We start from the raw sequence: 17,367 nt of genomic DNA, 5'->3' as shown, positions 1-17,367 counted from the left end.
TGGGAGGGAGTGCACAACGCCGGCAGGGAAAACTACCGGCTTGCTGCGGGCACCAGCACCCAGAGCACTTCCACGGTTTCGTCCGTCGGGTTGATCCACGTGTGCGGTTCGCGGCCCGGGAAGGAGAGGGTATCCCCTTCCTCGAGGTCGTATTCTTCGTTGGTCAGGATGAGCTTGATGCGGCCCTTGACCACATGCAGCACGTCCACGTCGCAGTCCACCGCGTAAAGCTCGCTTTCGCCGCGCCCGCGGGGCTCGATAGTGGCTTGGAGTATCTGCAGGCGCCGCTCGGAACGTGCGGTCAGCAGGCGTTCCACAATGCCTTGGCCGCCCAGCGAGATCCTGGGGCCGTCGTCGCGACGCGTCAGATGGGTCTCCGGCGCGGCGAACAAGTCGCCGACGGAGACGGACAGAACCTGGCAGAGGGTCACCAAGGAAGCCACCGACGGCGATGTCAGGTCGCGCTCCACGCGGCTCAGGAAGCCTTTGGTCAACCCGGTGGCGTCCGCAACCTGCTCGATGGTGAGGCGCTGCGCTTGCCGGGCTGCGCGGATTCTGGAACCGATGGCAACGGGAACATTGCTCGGTTCAACGGGTAGAGCCTTCATTCACGAACCTTTCAGGCCTGTCATGTGGCCCTGTCATTGGAGCAATAGTAGCCGGGAGGCACGCCAACAGGGCCACTGCGGGCGTAACCAAGTCCAAAGGATCTTGACTGTTACTCCGATCACAACATATCCTCATAGGCAACAAGTGTTGTCTGTGAGGCACACAACACATCCCCAAGCTCCAAACCCAAATCTCCAATCATCCGCACAGAGACTTCGACGCATCGCAGGAGTATCGTCGAAAACCCCAACCTCCGTGCATCAGCTCCAAGGACCGTTCATGGAATCTTCGGCTATTAATATCGCAATCGTGGTGGTGTACCTGCTCGCCATGCTGGCCTTCGGCTGGTGGGGCAAGTCCCGCACAAAGAACAACAGCGACTTCCTGGTGGCCGGCCGCCGCCTGGGACCCTTCCTCTACACAGGCACCATGGCCGCCGTGGTCCTCGGTGGCGCATCCACCGTGGGCGGCGTGGGCCTCGGCTACAAGTTCGGCATCTCCGGCATGTGGCTCGTGGTGGCCATCGGCTCCGGCGTGCTGCTCCTTAGCCTCCTGTTCGCCGGCACCATCCAGCGGTTGAAGATCTACACGGTCTCCCAAATGCTGAGCCTGCGATACGGCAGCAAAGCCACCCAGACATCCGGAATCGTGATGTTGGCCTACACCCTCATGCTCTGCGCCACGTCCACCGGCGCCTACGCCACCATCTTCGTGGTGCTCTTCGACTGGGAACGCTGGTTGGCAATCGCCGTCGGCGGCGCCATCGTGCTGGTCTACTCCACCATCGGCGGCATGTGGTCCATCACCTTGGCAGACCAGGTGCAGTTCCTCATCAAGACCGTAGGCATTTTCTTCCTGATGCTGCCGTTCGTCCTGAACGCAGCCGGCGGAATGGACGGCATCCGTGAGCGCCTTGACGCCAGCTTCTTCCAGATCGACGGCATCGGCGTCCAGACCATCATCACTTACTTCGTGGTCTACACCCTCGGCCTCCTGATCGGCCAGGACATCTGGCAGCGCGTCTTCACCGCCAAGACCGCCACCGTTGCACGCTGGGGCGGAGCTACCGCCGGTGTTTACTGCATCCTCTACGGCATCGCCGGCGCACTGATCGGCCTGGCTGCCCGCGTCGCCCTCCCGGACATCGATGTCGCCAACCTCGGCAAGGACGTTGTCTACGCAGAGGTGGCAACCCACATCCTGCCCGTCGGCATCGGCGGACTGGTGATGGCCGCGGCTGTGGCTGCGATGATGTCCACCGCTTCGGGCGCCCTGATCGCCGCCGCTACGGTGGCCCGCGCAGACGTTGTCCCGTTCGTGGCCAGCTGGTTCGGCAAGACGATCAACACCGACGACACGGAAAACCCCGAGCACGACGTCAAGGCTAACCGCTACTGGGTCCTGGGCCTGGGCATCGTTGCCGTCCTGATTTCCATGGCAGCGCAGGACGTCGTTGTTGCCCTGACCATCGCCTACGACATCCTGGTGGGCGGACTCCTGGTCGCCATTCTCGGCGGCCTGGTCTGGAAGCGCGGAACGGGCATCGCGGCTGCATGGTCCATGGCAGTCGGCTCAGTTCTGACACTGGCCCTGCTCATCATGTACGCGGTTGGTGTCATCCCGAGCGAAGACGGCGTCTACGCCAACGAGCCCATCTACTGGGGCCTCGGTGCTTCCCTGGTGGTTTACGTCGTGGTCTCCCTGCTGACTCCGCCCACGGACGCAGCCGTCCGCGAGGCCTGGGACAAGCGCGTAGCCGGCGCCATCTCCGAGGAACTGCCGCCGGAAGTCCACCCGGTGGGCAGCAGCAAGTAACCAGGCAATACCCGACGGCGGTGCCGCCCCCTTCACGGGGGCAGCACCGCCGTCGTTTTGTCCCCGGCAATAGGGCCTTCACAACCTCAGGTGCGGTACTGTTGTCCCAGCTTCAAGAGATGTGGCGCCAAGCTCCGACTGGCCATGCACCAACCCCATGTTCACGGGTGGTTCGGATGAGGAAGCGGCCCGTCCCGGACCTGAGACAACCGAGCGGGCAAGAGCACTCTCCACAGGAGCAGCACCTTGCCGTATCAGAGCGATGCCAGCCACGCCCACAACACCACCGGCCAAACCGAAGCCCGGAACGTCACGGTGATTCCCGCCGTCGACCTTTACCTGGGCACGGTCACCATAGTGGCCAGGAACGAAACCCTGTTCTTCCGGCATCCCCATCCGCAGCAGATCGCCAAAGCGCTGGCCCAGGCCGTCCGGCCCTCAACGTGGTGCGAGGCGTCCCGGACCCTGACGGTTACTGTGGCCGCGACAGGAAAACGGGATGGCCAGCCGCGCCTGTTCGCCCTCGGCAGCCGGGACGAGGACTAGATTTCCTCTTCCTCCCCACGGAATTCCTCGGTCTCATCGATCGGCACCACCCGTTCATCGTCCTCGGGGGCGTCCACTTCCTCAACCCAGGGCTCGTCCACTTCCTGGTCTTCGGCGTAGTCGTAGGCCGGGTCCGACTCGATGGTGGTGCGTTCCGGGTACTTGGCGTGTGATTCGGTGGTGTCCATGGTGCAACCTCCGTCCCGTGGGCCTGTAAGAGCCCGCTAACCGAGTGCGGGGAGGCTCCCCGCCCCTGTCCTTCCATCTGAGCACCGGCCAAAGCGAGGGTCAAGCAGAGCCGGAAATTACGGTGCACCGAACATTCCAGCTAAGGAATACCAGCCAAAAAACCCTGCAAATAAGCGGTAGTGTGGTGCGTGCAATGGGGCCGCAACTACCCCACCCAGCACAGGAGATAAAGTGCAGATGCACCAGGAATCCCACAGTTCGTCGAGCCCCGCTCCGGACCCCGCCATCGAACCCGCAGCTCTCCACCACACCGCAGACCCGGCAGCACCCACTGCGTCGGACATCAGGCGGTGGCGGCAGTACCTTGCCGATGAACGCGCCGAGGCTGCGGTCTACCGCGAACTCGCCCAGCGCCGCGACGGCGAGGAACGGCAGATCCTGCTGGCTCTGGCCGAAGCCGAAGGGCGGCATGAAGCGCACTGGCTCAAACTCCTGGGTGAGCACGCAGGCATGCCCAAGGCAGCTTCCGCCCGCAGCCAGTTCCTGGGGTTCCTGGCCCGCAACTTCGGTTCGGTCTTCGTCCTGGCCCTGGCGCAACGTGCAGAGGGCCGCTCCCCCTACGGAACCGAGCCGGCCGCCACCCCCGCGATGGTGGCCGATGAACAAATCCACGAGGAAGTAGTCCGGGGCCTGGCGACCCGTGGACGCAACCGGCTCTCGGGTACCTTCCGCGCAGCAGTTTTCGGCGCCAACGACGGTTTGGTGAGCAACCTGTCGCTGGTCATGGGCATGGCCGCGACGGGTGTACCGAGTTCCGTGGTCCTCATGAGCGGCGTTGCAGGGCTCCTGGCCGGCGCATTGTCCATGGGTGCCGGCGAATACGTCTCCGTCCGCTCGCAACGCGAACTGCTCAACGCCACCCTCCCCACCCAGGCCACCCTCACCGCAGCCCCGTCGCTGGACATCGACCACAACGAGCTGGTCCTCGTGTACCTGGCACGCGGCATGACCCGCGAAGCCGCCGAGCACCGGGCAGCCGAGCGCATGGGATTGTTCAGCTGCGACTGCGATCCCAGCCTCTCCCTGCAGCCCGAGAAACCGGTGGCCGATGAGCATGAATCGGTGGGTTCGGCGTGGGGCGCGGCGCTGTCCAGTTTCTGCTTCTTCGCCTCGGGAGCCATCGTTCCGATCCTGCCCTTCCTTTTCGGGATGACGGGTATGGCCGCGCTCCTGGTGGCCGGAGTCCTGGTGGGCATCGCGCTGCTGGCGACAGGCGCCGTCGTGGGTTTGCTGTCCGGTACGTCGCCGCTCAGCCGCGGCCTGCGGCAGCTGGCCATCGGGCTGGGAGCAGCTGCTGCCACCTACGGTCTCGGTTTGCTGTTCGGCGCGGCGATCGTCTGAGTTTGGACTGCTCCCCCGGCAGACCGTAATGTTGGTTCGTCCTCCGCGCTGCCCCGCGTGACCAAGGGCCTGAGGAATGGAGAACCGTGGACTGGGAGCGGGAAGCTACGCACGTGCCGAAGCACCGGCGATCGGGAACAACCCAGCGCGTTCTGCTCGGCCTGCTGATGGCATTCATTGCGGCAACGGTCGCTGTGCTGGTGTCCTGGTTCCTGAATGGCGACCCCCGCATCACGGCACTGTTCCCGGGCGTCAGCGTCCCGGGCGGCCCGCAAACCGGGAAGATACAGCCCACCTCGGCCCGCATTCCGGACGCACCACCGCCGGGACTTGAGGAAGCGGACGCCCCGCTGGCCTCGCCGACGGCACCGGGCACCACCAATGATTCGTACAAGTTCCTGGCCATGAACGACGACGGCACCCCGGTGGGCTATTCCCCTTGCCGGCCGCTGCACTACGTGGTGAACAACGCCTCCGCTCCCGAAGGAACCGACCCCCTCCTGGCGACGGCCATTGCCAATATCTCTGCAGCCTCGGGCATCCAGTTCGTCAACGACGGAACAACCGACGAACAACCCGCGGACCGGCGCGAGCCCTACCAACCCAATCGCTACGGCGACCGGTGGGCTCCCCTGCTGATCTCGTGGACCACACCAGAAGTGGCGCCGGCCCTTGAAGGGAAGGTCATCGGCACGGGCGGCAGCACCATGTATTCGCTGGACAAGGGCCCCAAAAGCTACATCACCGGAAGCCTCGAGCTGGACACACCCCAGATCGCGGAACTTCTGGCCGATCCCGGCGGCGCGGACTACGTCCTTGCCGTCATGCAGCACGAGCTGGGACACGTGATGGGACTGGACCATGTGAACGATCCGATCCAGCTCATGTACCCGGAAATCGGGGCACCGGACGGTCTGGCCGCCGGTGACCTGAACGGCCTCCATCTCCTGGCATCAGCCCCCTGCCGCAAGGACATCTAGCAGCGTTCAGGCGTTGGGTACAAAGGCCATGGACTCACGGGGACGCTGGACTTATGCTGGCGAATACGGCCGACGGCGGCGCCCCACCGCCCGTCCGCGGCCTCCACGTCAGGGGGTTCCATGGAACCTTATGGGTCGTCCAAGTGGCCGGACCCGGATCCTCCCCGGCCCCATTACCTTCCGCCTTCGGGTCCGCACGAGCCGCCTGAGCCCCGCCCGCCGATCAAGCACAGCAGCGTCGCCGCCATCCTGTTCCTGCTGGGCATTCTGGGACTCGTGTGCGCCGGAGCCTATTTCGGCGGAGAGCTGCAGCAATTCCTCTACGGATCATCGGAAAGCCAGAGCCAGCCGCCACGTCCCGGGCTGGCACCCTTCGGACAACGGGACGATCCCCTGCCCGGACGTGAAGAAGCCGACGCGCCCCTCGGCACGCCGCCCCCGCTGGTCCAAGCCAGCAGCTCGTACAAGTTCCTGGCAGTCAAAGAAGACGGCACGCCCTTGGCGTACTCGCCCTGCAGGCCCATCCACTACGTGGTGAATTCGGACCTCGCACCGGCTTCCTGGCAGGTTCTTGTAGAGAAGGCTGTCCATGAAACCGGGAGAGCTACGGGGTTGAGATTCATTTACGACGGGCCGAGTTCCGAGGTTCCCTCCCCCAACCGTTCCGGGTATCAGCCGGCCAGATACGGGGACCGTTGGGCGCCGGTGCTGATCGCCTGGAGCACCCCGGAGCAGGTACCGCGCCTGACCGGGCAGACGGTGGGTCTGGGCGGAAGCTCCTCCATTGGCCTGAGCAACGGCTACAAGGCATACGTGACCGGGACAGTCTCACTGGATGCACCACAGTTTGCCGGGATCGTGGACACCCCGGACGGGGAGGACATCGGCGTGGCGGTCATCATGCACGAGCTCGGACACCTGGTGGGCCTGGACCACGTGGACGATCCCCGGCAACTCATGTTCGGGCAGGCATCGTGGGTACGGGAATATGCCGCAGGCGACCTGACGGGGCTCGCGGAATTGGGTTCAGGTCCTTGCAGCAAAGACTTCTGATCCGGGCTGTGTCTTAGCGGGCCAACACCGCGAGCGCATCCTCCACCGTGTCCACCAAAAAGATACGCTCCGCCATGGGCTTCCCGGCGGCCAGGCTCTGCAGCATAGGCCACGCCGGGAAGGTCCGTTCCCAGTGTTCGCGGCCCACCAGGACCATGGGTGTAATGGTTTCGGGCGCGCCGTAGTAGTTCTCACAGGCGTCCTGGAAAATCTCCTGCACCGTGCCTGCAGCTCCCGGCAGGAACACGATCCCGCCGTTGCAGACTTCCAACAGGATGGCTTCCCGGATGGCGTTGGCGAAGTATTTGGCGATGTGGGTGGCGAACAGATTGGGCGGCTCGTGCCCGTAGAACCAGGTAGGGATGCCGAGAGTCGGGGTGCCTTCCGGGTAATGTTCGACGACGGCCGCCGCCTGACGCGCCCAAGCCGTCACCGAGGGCCTGAACCCCGGTACATCGGCGAGGGTCGCAAGGGCCGCCTGCAGTTCGGCGTCGGGCCTTCCGCTGAAGAAGGCGCCCATATTGGCCGCTTCCATGGCACCGGGACCCCCGCCCGTGGCGACGGCGAAGCCGGCTTGGGCGAGCAGGCTGCCCAGCCGGGCGGCGTCGGCGAATTCCCTGGATCCTCGCTGGGCGGCATGGCCACCCATGACTCCCACAATCCTGCTTCCTGCGAAGGGGCCCTGATCCAATGCCTCGTCCAGGGCGTCGCCTATGGCGTGATCGTGCAGCGCTGCGGCGAGCGTGGCATCGAGGCTCTGACGCTGGCCGGGCAGGATGCTCCATTGGTAGACCTGCGCGTCGAGGGTGGACTCGTACTCAGTAGCCGGGATGTCCCGGTAGAGCTCCGCCGGGGTGTAGAGAGTGCCGCGGTACGGGTCAAAGGGAACACCCAGCAGCTTCGGAAAGATCAGTGCGCCACGGCTTCGCAGACTTTCTTCCACGCCGGTGTCGAAGGTGCAGCCGAGGAAGATGGCACCTTGCGGATCCATCGCTTTGAGCTGGCGCGAGTAGCCGCGAAGGTCCAACGACTGCGCGTGCCAACCGTGCATTGACCGGGCTCCGGCACCGACCAGCCGATCGAAATGAACCACGCTTTCGACGTCGAGTGTTCGAGGACTTGGGTTTAGCGCTGCCGTGCGGTTCATGGTTTCAGCCTAGTAGCGGGCTTGCCCGCGCCACTGGGATTTCGCCCATACCGGTCTGGACCCTAGCCATGAATTTCCGCGAGGAGTACAGTATCGATCACTGCTCCACTTTCGATCCATGAAAAGTATTTGCAGTACCCAACTGAATTCAGGAAATGACGTCGCGGAGGCGTCGTAAGCTTGCCGGCTGGGGGGCCCAACATCTGCTCGAGGAGCATGGTTGTGGACCGTCCAAAATACGCTCGGCGTCATACTCATTCCACCCTGTTCAGCACCCGTTCCCTTTTCCGGAAAATCCTTGTTTTCCTGCTGGGTTCCTCTGTTGCCTTTTCTGCCCTGACCGTTGGTATGGCGGCGCCTGCCGCTGCTGCGGTCCCGCCGTGCCCGGGCACAGGCGGCGCCATGCAGATAGTGGCCCACACCGATGATGACCTGATTTTCATCAGTCCGGATTTCATGCGTGACATCCAGTCCAAGCGCTGCGTGCAGACCGTGTACGCAACGGCGGGTGAAGCCGGTGAAGGGGCTGCGTACTGGAACAGCCTGGAAGCGGGAATCAGGGCAAGCTACGCGAAAATGGCGGGTGTAGCCGATGCCTGGACCACCTCCGACGCGGGCGTTCCGGGCCGACCCCTCACCCTTCAGACCTTGAATGCGGCACCCAACGTTTCCGTCGTTTTCATGCGGCTTCCGGATGGCTTCCCGGATGGGAGGGGCAGCAGCCGCTACAACGGCCAGAGCATCCTGAAACTGTGGGACGGCCGGCTCAGCTCCATCCGTCCGGTTGATGGGGCCGCAGCGTTTACCAAGGCGCAATTCCAGACGACGTTGAACCAGCTGGTGGCCAATTACCAACCCACCACCTTCCGGACCCAGGATTGGACGGGAAATTACCAGGACCCCTACGACCACAGCGATCACTGGGCCACGGCAAAGTTTGCCCAGCTGGCCAGCAGGGCCTACACGGGACCCCATACGGCATCTGCATACGACGCCTATGTAATCGATGAATACGCCCAGAATGTGACGGGCGCGGACCTGACCAACAAAGTCAACACCTTTGTGCGCTTCGCCGATTTCGATAAATACCTCTGCGACACTCCCTGCCCGGCGCCGCCTTACAGCGACTGGCTCAAACGGCAGTACATCACGGCCATCGAGTGGACGGGCAATGCTGCCAAATCAGCAGGCACAACAGTGAGCGCTTCTTCGCAGAAGGCCTCGGGGCAGAGCCCCGAGAAGGCCCGCGACGGGTACGCATGGGGTACGCCCATGGACGCCAACCGCGAATGGGTCACCAACGGCGGCAAGGCAGGCAGCTGGATCCAGTACAACTTCTCCCCTGCCCGGACCATCAACGCCGTGACGCTTTTTGACCGGCCGATCCTCAGCGACCAGGTAACCGGCGGCAACCTGGCCTTCCCGGATGGCAGCACCGTGCCAGTGGGCGCCCTGCCTAACAACGGTTCGGGACTCACAGTGAATTTCCCGGCACGGACAGTCAGTTCGGTCCGCTTCAACATCACCTCCGTGAGCGGCTCCACCACGAACGTCGGCTTGTCCGAGTTCGAGGCCCACATCACGGCCGACGTCGTTGCACCCGAAGTGACGGCGACACCGCCCGGCGGCACCTATGACATCGGGCAAAAGGTCACCCTGTCCGCGAACGAACCTGCGACGATCTTCTACACGCTGGACGGGACGACCCCCACCACCGCGAGTGCCAAATATGCCACGCCGATCACCGTGAATGGTCCACTGACGCTGAAGTACTTCGCCGTGGACGCTGCGAACAATCCGTCGGCCGTCGTGACTCAGAGCTACTCCACCGGCCCGGACGTGACCAAGCCTGTGGTGACGGCCAACCCGCTGGGCGGCGCCTACGCCCCGGGCACCAGCATCACGCTTACGTCCAACGAGGCAAACTCCGTGATCAAGTACACCAAGGACAGCAGCGATCCCCTCACTGCAGGCTTGGTCTACTCCACGCCGATTGTCTTCGCGGGCCCGGATCCGATGACCCTGAAATTCTTCGCCATGGATCCTGCCGGAAACGTGTCCGATGTCGTCACGCAGACCTACAACGTTCCGCCTGACACGCGGGCGCCTGTGGTGACGGCAAACCCAACCAGCCGTGCGCTGGCCAGCGGGGCAACCATCACGCTTTCCGCCGATGAACCAGGCGCAAGCATCTACTACACCACAGACGGCAGCAGCCCCACGGCTACGGAGTCTGCCACCAACTTCAAGTATTCGGCTCCGCTTGTCATGGGGACATCACAGCTGACCCTGAAGTACGTCGGTGTGGACGCTGCAGGGAACACCTCACCCATTGGAACCCAGACGTACAGCGTTCCCGCAGCCGGGCCGCCGTCGTCCCATGACTTCAACGGCGACGGCAAGGCCGACGTCTTGTCCTCCGATACTGCCGGCAACCTGTACCTCTACCCGGGCAATGGCGGAGGCGGTCTGGGGCCGCGGCAAACGGCCTTGGCGGCACCTGCATGGTCCACGATCACCGACACCATAACCCCCGGCGACTTCAACCGGGACGGCAAACCGGACCTGCTGGCCCGTGCAGGTGACGTCCTGTGGTTCTACCCGGGCGACGGCGCCGGCAGCTTCGGCGCCAGGGTCCAGGTGAGCACCGGATGGAGCACCATGAGCCAGTTGTTCTCCCCGGGCGACTTCAGTGGCGACGGAATCCCTGACCTGATCGCCAGGCGGAGCACCGGCGATCTGCGCCTTTACGAAGGCAACGGCAGCGGCGGGCTCCGGACGCCAATCACGATTGGAACCGGCTGGAATGTTATGAATGCAATTCTGAGCACCGGGGACTTTAATGGAGATGGTACGGGAGACGTGCTGGCCAGGCGTTCGGATACTGGCGCCCTCTGGCTCTACCCCGGCGATGGAACCCGCGGATGGCTCGCATGGAAGCAAATCTCCACGGGTTGGGACAACCGAACATCGATCGCAGGCCCCCGGGACCTCGACGGCGATAACAAGAACGACGTCATCGGCCGCATCGGAGACACCCTGTGGCTCTACCCAGGCAGCGGCAACGGGACTCTCAGCAACGTCCCGCCCACTAGCCTCGGCACCGGTTGGCAGGCCATGAAGATCATCGGCTAGCCAACCCCATGGACCTGGCGCGGGTCGGAGTTTTCCCCCAGACTCTTCGGCCCGCGTCAGCCATGTCCGGAGCCTGTCCGGGGTGGGCTGCCAAAAATGTCAGACCCTCCTGGCAGGGTTAATGCATGGGAAGCATTGGGGATGTTTTGGCGCGGCGGGCAGGTTCGCCCGGCGCCAAAGTCCTGCCCCGACGCGTCCGCCACAGCGAGAAAACAGGTTCGACGGCGTCACTCGCCGCCGCGCTCACCGGCAGCGACCCTGGCGCGCGGCCAACCGCCGGTATGTCATTTGAGGGCCGCGCCGGAGCTGCAGGACTCGCCGAATCGCTGGCATTGGGTGCTGCAGCAGTGGCAGCTGTGCGTTCACTCGCGGCCGAGGAGACACGGCTGTTTGACTTCACGGAAGCCGCAGATTTCGCAGGATCGGTCGAAGAGATTTCCCGGGCCCTTGAGTACCTCCAGGTCGTTGCGGCGCAGACTGTGGAGCGGACCCGGACGGAGGCGCAGCGTGCGGCGCCGGCACAGCAGCCTGGACAGTCCCCGGCGTCCGGCGCGCAGGAATGGCGGACGGGGTGGACAGAACCAGCCGGTGAGTCAGAAGGTGGCGGTGGCGGTGACTCCGTCCTGGCTGCTGCTGCTGATGGTGCTGATGGTGCTGGTGGTGGCAGTGTTTTGGATGATGGGTACCGGAACGCGGCGGAGTTCCTCCGGGCCCGGTTGCGGATCGGGATCGGCGAAGCACGGCGCCGGCTCGCCCTCGCCACCGATGTCCTGCCGGGGCCGGAATAACCGGCCAGGAAATCCCGGCCCGTCGTCAAAGACTCGCCGACGCCCTCCACACCGGACAGGTCCCGTCCCGGTCCGCGACGATCATCAGCACCGCCCTGGACAAAGCCCAACACTTCACCGACCCGGACACCCTCACCGGCATGGAACACGCCCTCACCACCACCGCCACACAATCCGACCCCGACTTCGTCACCACAATGGCCAACCGCTGGATCGACCACATCGACCACAACGGCCCCGAACCCACCGAAGAAGCCCTCCGCCACGTCCAAGGCGCGCGCGTTCCTCCGCCGCCAACGCCGCCACGGACTCCACCACCTGGAAATCTTCGCCACCACCGAACAATACGAAACCCTCACCACCGCCATGAACGCCGCCACCAACCCACGACTCACCAACACCACCGGCCCTGACCAAGGCACTGTCCAAGGCACGGTTCAGGGCACGGCCCTAGGCGCTGACCACGGCACGGCGACCGCGTCGGCACCGGATGCGGGTGTTCCGAACGGTGCGGGCCCTGGCTGGACCGGCGCTCCGCGCCCAGAAACTCCTCGACGGCCTCGTCGGAGCCTGCGCCGTAGCCATGACCACCGGGAAACTGCCCAGCAACGGCGGACTCCGACCCCAACTCACCGTCACCATCGACCACCACGACCTCTTCCAACAACTCACCCACACCACCACGAGCGCCACAGAAGAAACCAACACCCCGAAGCAGCCGCGCCTCCGGAACACTGTCAGTACCGGCACCGCGACCTTCACCGGCCCGATCCACCCCAACACCATCCGCAAAATCGCCTGCGACGCCGACATCCTGTCCGTCCTGCTCGGCACCGACTCCCAAATACTCGACATCGGCCGCACCACCCGGATCTTCCCACCCCACATCCGCAAAGCCATCACCGCCCGCGACCAAGGCTGCGCGTTCCCCGACTGCACCCTCCCCGCACCCTGGTGCGAAGCCCACCACATCACCTACTGGTCACAAGGCGGCACCACAGGAACAAACAACGCCACCCTGCTCTGCACCCACCACCACCACCTCATCCACAAAGAACACTGGCGCATCACCATCCAAAACGGCGTCCCCTGGTTCATCCCCCACCCCACATCGACCCCCACCAAACACCCCGACGCAACCACCACCACACACCACCCAGAACATGACACCGGGCGAAGCAGACACGTCTCAGCTAGGCAGAAACCCTGACCGGCGCACCCGTCTCCAGGGACTCCTGTGCTGCATCCGCCACCTTGGAAGCAGCCACAGCGTCCTCCGGCGTGCAGGGATTCTTCCGCTGCCCGCGCACCAGTTCAACAAACGCAGCCATCTCCGAGCGATACGCCTGATCAAACCGCTCCGCAAAAGTCAGATGAGGGGCGCCCGTGGGAAACGCGACGCCGGGTTCGGCGGACCGCATGGCCATGTGCTCGTCCATCCCAACCAGGACGGAGCCATTGGAGCCTTGGAGTTCCAGCCGGACATCATGGCCGGCCCCGTTGTAACGGCTGGCCGAAACCGTGCCTACCGTGCCGTCGTCGAACGTCACCACCGCCAAAGCAGTGTCGACGTCGCCAACCTCACCAATTGCCGGATCGCCGTTGTTGGAGCCCTTGGCATAGACCTCCACGATTTCCTTGCCGGTGAGCCAGCGGAGGATGTCGAAGTCGTGGACGGAGCAGTCCCGGAACAAGCCACCCGAGGTGGCGAGGAACTGGACCGGCGGCGGGGTCATGTCGCAGGTGACTGCCCGAAGCGAATGGATCCAGCCAAGCTCTCCGGCTTCGTAGGCCCGTTTTGCCTCGAGGTAACCCGCATCGAAACGACGCTGGTGCCCGATCTGCACCACGCCGTCCTTCTCCCGGATATAGTCCAGGACCAGGAGGGATTCCGGAACGTTCACGCCCACAGGCTTTTCGCAGAAGACAGGGATCCCGGCATCGACACCGGCACGGATGAGCTCCGGGTGGGTTGCCGTGCCTGTGGCTATGACCAGACCGTCCACCGCGGAGGCAATCAATTCCTCCACAGAGCCCAGGAAGTCGGCGCCGACAGAGCCGGCCACCGCGCGCGCATGCTCCTCCGCGACGTCTGTCAGCTTCAGTCGTACCTTCACACCGTCCTGCGCCATGGTGCCGTTCAGCGCGCTGATGTTATTCGCATGCATCACACCGATCCGGCCAACGCCTACCAGTCCGAGGGTCACTTCGTTCGTCATGTTCTGTCTCCGTCACTGCAGCAGAAAGCGGTCTCGGGGCGAGAATCCTGAAGCGAGACTAGACCTTGTTAGTTTGTCCTGTCAAACTTTCTGATTCAATGACTCCTCCAGTGCAGCATCCGCATCCAACAGGACCTTCGCCGCCACCTCGAGCCCTTCGATGCGCCCCAGGGACACGTCTTCATGCTCGATGTTCACCAGCATGTCCGGGTCCACGTCATGCAGCGCCCGGAGGAATTCGGTCCAAAAGGCGGTGTCGTGCCCACGACCCAGGGCAACGAAGTCCCACGCCGAGTTCTTGGGCCACTCATTGGCCCACTCATCGCCGCCAAGGTTGGTGCGATTCTCGTCGGCTGCGAGTCTGCGGAAGCTGTTGTCCAGCACACCGTAGAGCGCGGCATTTTCCGGGTTGACGCGCACGTCCTTAGCTGCCGCCTGGAACACCAACGGGCCAAGCTCCCGGACCACGGCCACCGGATCCATCTGCTGCCAGAACAGGTGGGAAGCGTCGAGCTCCACGCCCACATGGGTGGCGCCGGTGAGCTCGATCAGCTTGTAGACGTCGGCGGTGTTGAACACGATGTTCTGCGGATGCAGCTCCAAAGCCACCTTGACACCGTGATCGGCAGCGAGGCGATCGGTTTCCTTCCAGAAATCCGCAGCCACGCCCCATTGGTAATCCAGCACATCCAGTGCTGCCGAGTTCCAGGCGTTAACCACCCAATTGACGGTACTCGCGCCAGGCTCACCACCGGGAAGGCCGGACATGGTGACCACCCGGTTCTGGCCCAGGCGGCTCGCCAAACGGATCGAGCGCCGAATGTCCTCCGCGTGCTTTTCACCGATCTCGCGTTTGGGGTGCAGGGGGTTGCCGTTGCAGTTCAAGCCTGCAATGGACACGCCAGTGCCCTCGAAGACCGCGAGGTAGTCATCACGGGCTGCGTCGCTTTCCAGAATCTGGTCAAAGGTAGGCACGTGCACAGCCGGCAGGAAGCCGCCCGTGTTGATCTCGATCCCCGTGAGCCCAAGGTCGGCAATGACTTTCAGCGCTTCGGGCAGGGGGCGGTCGTGAAGGATCGCGTTGTAGACGCCGAGCTTCATAGCGTGATCTTCTTTCCGTTGTTGAGAGCGGAGTCGGTGACGGCGCCAAGGAGCTCCATATTGCGGACACCTTCATCGAACGTTGCACAGCGGGGCAGGGAGGACTCCGCGCTGAGGCCGGCAACCTCTTCCAGGAAAGCCCGCGCCTGGTAGCCGAACGCGTCGTTCTGGCCGAAACCAACCTCGGGCGCATCCATGGCAAGGCCTCCGGCGATGTAGGGGTGGCCCGGGCCAAGGATGACTTGGCGGTAGCCGTTCTCATTCCCGGATCCATCGTTCAGGAACAACTGAATCTCTGAAGGCCTGCGCTGGTCGAACTTGGCTGCGCCATTCTCGCAAAAGACTTCAAATTGCAGGCTGTTGGCGTGGCCTGCCGCCACACGTGAGACTTCGAAGCTGCCGGCACCGTTGGTGAACTCAGCGTTGAAAGCGGCGTAGTCGTCATTCTCCACGGCTTCAAATACGTCACTGACGGCAACATGGTCATGGCCCATCACGGCGCTGAGCGGCAGGGGACGCTTGTCGATCGCCGTCGTCAGTCGTCCGCCGCTGATGGATTTGATGTCGCCACAGAGGAATTCGGAGACGTATGTCAGGTGGCTTCCGACGTCGGCCAGCGCACCTGATCCGGGCCCGCCCTTGTAGCGCCAGCTCATGGGCGCGGCGGGGCTGAAGCCGTAATCCGTCCAGTATCGGCCACTGAAGTGGAGCACATTGCCAAGCGTTCCATTGCGGATCAGGTCGCGAATGTAGGCAATGCCAGGGGTGCGGCGGAATGTGAAACCGATGCGGGCAAGGGTTCCGCGGGCTTCCGCTGCCCGGGCGGCGTCGGCCATGGCCCGTGCGTCGTCCAAGGTATCGCTGAGCGGCTTTTCGCATAGGACATGCTTGCCGGCGGCCAACAACCCTTCGACCACTTCACGGTGCAGGGAGTTGGCGATGACCACGCTGACCACATCGATGTCGTCAGCTTCGGCGATGGCCTGCCAGGAGGTGTCGTTGCGCTCGTACCCGAAACGGCGTGCTGCCAGTGAGCCGAATTCAGCATTGACGTCGCCGATCGAGACGAGGCGGACCGGTGGCAGCACCGGGCTGTAGAGGGAAGATGCGGTCCGGTAAGCGGCAGCGTGGGCCTTGCCGGCCATGCCCGCACCGATGACGGCGACGCCGAGGCTTTCAGCCATGATTTCTCCTTCGAAATTTCGCCTGCGCCCGAGGCGCTTTACGGCATTTTGTAGCGCTACAATTTTTACGCTGGATCTGATCGTAACTATGTCTATATGTCCTGTCAATCATTAACCGACTATCCTCGAAGACAGAACGAAAGGCATCCAGGAATCCCGTGACAAGCCCCGGAACACAGAACAGTCCCCTGGCCCGTCGGCCAACGCTCTACGACGTCGCTACCCAGGCGGGAGTCTCGCCGTCGTTGGTTTCCTTGTTCCTCAAGGATCCCGCACGCATCAGCGAAAAGCGCCGGGGCGCTGTGCAGAAGGCCATCTCGGAGCTCGGCTACCGGCCCAGCCGGGCCGCCACCACCCTGGCGAGCAGCAAGACCAAGAGCATCGGCCTGGTCATCGACGACTACCGGAACCTTTGGTTCGTGGATCTTCTCCGCGGCATGGAGTCCGTCCTTTCCGATCTCGGCTACCAAGTGATGCTCGCGGACTCCAGGCCAGGCGAGAACCGCATCAAGGAAGCCACCGACGGCCTGCTTGCCATGCATGTCGACGCCCTGGCGCTCGCGGCCGAGCCCAGCGAAGCCATGTTGTCCGGAACCTGGGTTCCCACCGTGGTGGCAGGCTGGCGCAAAGGCATCCCGGAAGGCGCGGACCTGATCACCAACGACGACGACACCGGCGGCCGCCTGGCCGCCAACCATCTGCTGGAACTGGGCCACGTCCGCATCGGTCACCTCTCAGGTTCCGACGGCGCCTCCGCACACCGGCGGGCCGGCTTCCTGCGCGCTGTGGAGACTGCCGGCGTCGGGTCTGTTGTCAGTGAGTCCGTCGGTACGTCGGAGGAAGACGGCTACGCTGCGACCGTGTGGCTCCTGGAGCACCACCCGGACACCACCGCAGTCTTCGCAGCCAACGACACCATGGCCCTGGGCGCCTTCGCCGCCCTCAAGGCCCGTGGCTTGTCCGTGCCGGATGATGTTTCGGTGATTGGCTACGACAACTCCCCCTTGGCGAAGTCGCGCTACCTGGACCTGACCTCCATCGACAACCGGAGCGATCTGGTCGGAGTGGACACCGCCCGCAGACTGCTCGCACGGATCGAGGACCCCGCGCTCCTCCCCGAGCGGAAGCTTATTGAACCCGCCCTGGTACTGCGCGGCACAACGTCCATGCGCTGAGGCCCTGCTGCTGAAATAACTCTGC

Annotated in this window: 15 protein-coding genes and 1 riboswitch; of the genes, 9 read left to right on the top strand and 6 right to left on the bottom strand. The window is 64.0% G+C overall.

The genetic code is table 11. From position 1 onward, the window contains the following. Positions 1-32: 32 nt before the first annotated feature. Positions 33-608 (bottom strand): helix-turn-helix domain-containing protein, encoded by a 576-nt coding sequence (locus ACNAOU_RS05200; protein WP_422758180.1) that lies wholly within the window; start codon positions 606-608, stop codon positions 33-35. A 280-nt stretch (positions 609-888) separates the two neighbouring features. On the opposite strand from ACNAOU_RS05200, the gene ACNAOU_RS05195 reads away from it, so the two are divergent. Together ACNAOU_RS05195 and ACNAOU_RS05190 are read left to right on the top strand one after the other, a co-directional pair. After that, positions 889-2,424: a sodium:solute symporter gene (locus tag ACNAOU_RS05195; RefSeq protein ID WP_018777076.1), complete on the top strand. Its 1,536-nt coding sequence runs from the start codon at positions 889-891 to the stop codon at positions 2,422-2,424. Between the two features lie 110 nt (positions 2,425-2,534). Then, positions 2,535-2,654: riboswitch (SAM riboswitch) on the top strand. Positions 2,655-2,670: 16 nt separating this feature from the next. After that, positions 2,671-2,970, top strand: a complete 300-nt coding sequence (locus ACNAOU_RS05190; protein WP_422758179.1) for a hypothetical protein — start codon at positions 2,671-2,673, stop codon at positions 2,968-2,970. Here the strand turns inward: ACNAOU_RS05190 and ACNAOU_RS05185 are convergent. Then, the gene (locus ACNAOU_RS05185; RefSeq protein ID WP_018777074.1) at positions 2,967-3,158 is read right to left on the bottom strand and encodes a hypothetical protein; all 192 of its coding nucleotides are present in this window, start codon (positions 3,156-3,158) and stop codon (positions 2,967-2,969) included. The genes ACNAOU_RS05190 and ACNAOU_RS05185 overlap by 4 nt on opposite strands. Before the next feature lie 238 nt (positions 3,159-3,396). Here ACNAOU_RS05185 and ACNAOU_RS05180 point away from each other — a divergent pair, with 238 nt between their 5' ends. The 3 genes from ACNAOU_RS05180 to ACNAOU_RS05170 all read left to right on the top strand — a co-directional run bounded on the left by ACNAOU_RS05180 (position 3,397) and on the right by ACNAOU_RS05170 (position 6,593). After that, positions 3,397-4,560, top strand: a complete 1,164-nt coding sequence (locus ACNAOU_RS05180) for a VIT1/CCC1 transporter family protein (protein ID WP_035733445.1) — start codon at positions 3,397-3,399, stop codon at positions 4,558-4,560. 86 nt (positions 4,561-4,646) lie between these two features. Next, positions 4,647-5,540, top strand: coding sequence for a matrixin family metalloprotease (locus tag ACNAOU_RS05175; protein WP_181423357.1), 894 nt, complete (start codon positions 4,647-4,649; stop codon positions 5,538-5,540). Between the two features lie 120 nt (positions 5,541-5,660). Then, positions 5,661-6,593, top strand: a complete 933-nt coding sequence (locus ACNAOU_RS05170; RefSeq protein WP_039240090.1) for a peptidase M10 — start codon at positions 5,661-5,663, stop codon at positions 6,591-6,593. 13 nt (positions 6,594-6,606) lie between these two features. Here ACNAOU_RS05170 and ACNAOU_RS05165 read toward each other — a convergent pair whose 3' ends face one another. After that, on the bottom strand, positions 6,607-7,740 hold the full coding sequence (locus tag ACNAOU_RS05165) for an LOG family protein (RefSeq protein ID WP_422758178.1): 1,134 nt from the start codon (positions 7,738-7,740) through the stop codon (positions 6,607-6,609). 402 nt (positions 7,741-8,142) lie between these two features. Here ACNAOU_RS05165 and ACNAOU_RS05160 point away from each other — a divergent pair, with 402 nt between their 5' ends. From ACNAOU_RS05160 to ACNAOU_RS05150, 3 genes are all read left to right on the top strand, one after another. Beyond that, positions 8,143-10,875 (top strand): chitobiase/beta-hexosaminidase C-terminal domain-containing protein, encoded by a 2,733-nt coding sequence (locus tag ACNAOU_RS05160; protein ID WP_422758177.1) that lies wholly within the window; start codon positions 8,143-8,145, stop codon positions 10,873-10,875. A gap of 125 nt (positions 10,876-11,000) precedes the next feature. After that, entirely contained in the window at positions 11,001-11,663 is a 663-nt protein-coding gene (locus tag ACNAOU_RS05155; RefSeq protein ID WP_422758176.1) for a hypothetical protein, read from the top strand. Between the two features lie 496 nt (positions 11,664-12,159). After that, entirely contained in the window at positions 12,160-12,873 is a 714-nt protein-coding gene (locus ACNAOU_RS05150) for a DUF222 domain-containing protein (protein ID WP_422758175.1), read from the top strand. Here ACNAOU_RS05150 and ACNAOU_RS05145 read toward each other — a convergent pair. The 3 genes from ACNAOU_RS05145 to ACNAOU_RS05135 form a co-directional block, all read right to left on the bottom strand. Next, entirely contained in the window at positions 12,857-13,882 is a 1,026-nt protein-coding gene (locus ACNAOU_RS05145; RefSeq protein WP_422758174.1) for a Gfo/Idh/MocA family oxidoreductase, read from the bottom strand. The two genes, ACNAOU_RS05150 and ACNAOU_RS05145, sit on opposite strands and share 17 nt — an antisense overlap. Before the next feature lie 81 nt (positions 13,883-13,963). Beyond that, positions 13,964-14,983: a sugar phosphate isomerase/epimerase family protein gene (locus ACNAOU_RS05140; RefSeq protein WP_422758173.1), complete on the bottom strand. Its 1,020-nt coding sequence runs from the start codon at positions 14,981-14,983 to the stop codon at positions 13,964-13,966. Beyond that, positions 14,980-16,167: a Gfo/Idh/MocA family protein gene (locus tag ACNAOU_RS05135; protein ID WP_422758172.1), complete on the bottom strand. Its 1,188-nt coding sequence runs from the start codon at positions 16,165-16,167 to the stop codon at positions 14,980-14,982. Before ACNAOU_RS05135 ends, ACNAOU_RS05140 begins: the two co-directional genes overlap by 4 nt. A gap of 158 nt (positions 16,168-16,325) precedes the next feature. Here ACNAOU_RS05135 and ACNAOU_RS05130 point away from each other — a divergent pair, with 158 nt between their 5' ends. Further along, positions 16,326-17,342 (top strand): LacI family DNA-binding transcriptional regulator, encoded by a 1,017-nt coding sequence (locus ACNAOU_RS05130; protein ID WP_422758171.1) that lies wholly within the window; start codon positions 16,326-16,328, stop codon positions 17,340-17,342. The last annotated feature ends 25 nt before the right edge of the window (positions 17,343-17,367 follow it).

The sequence above is a fragment of the Paenarthrobacter sp. C1 genome, assembly GCF_049315185.1.
Classification (GTDB): Bacteria; Actinomycetota; Actinomycetes; order Actinomycetales; family Micrococcaceae; genus Arthrobacter; species Arthrobacter nicotinovorans.
Note: the sequence above shows the minus strand (reverse complement) of the source record. Positions and strands in the feature narration are given on the sequence as shown.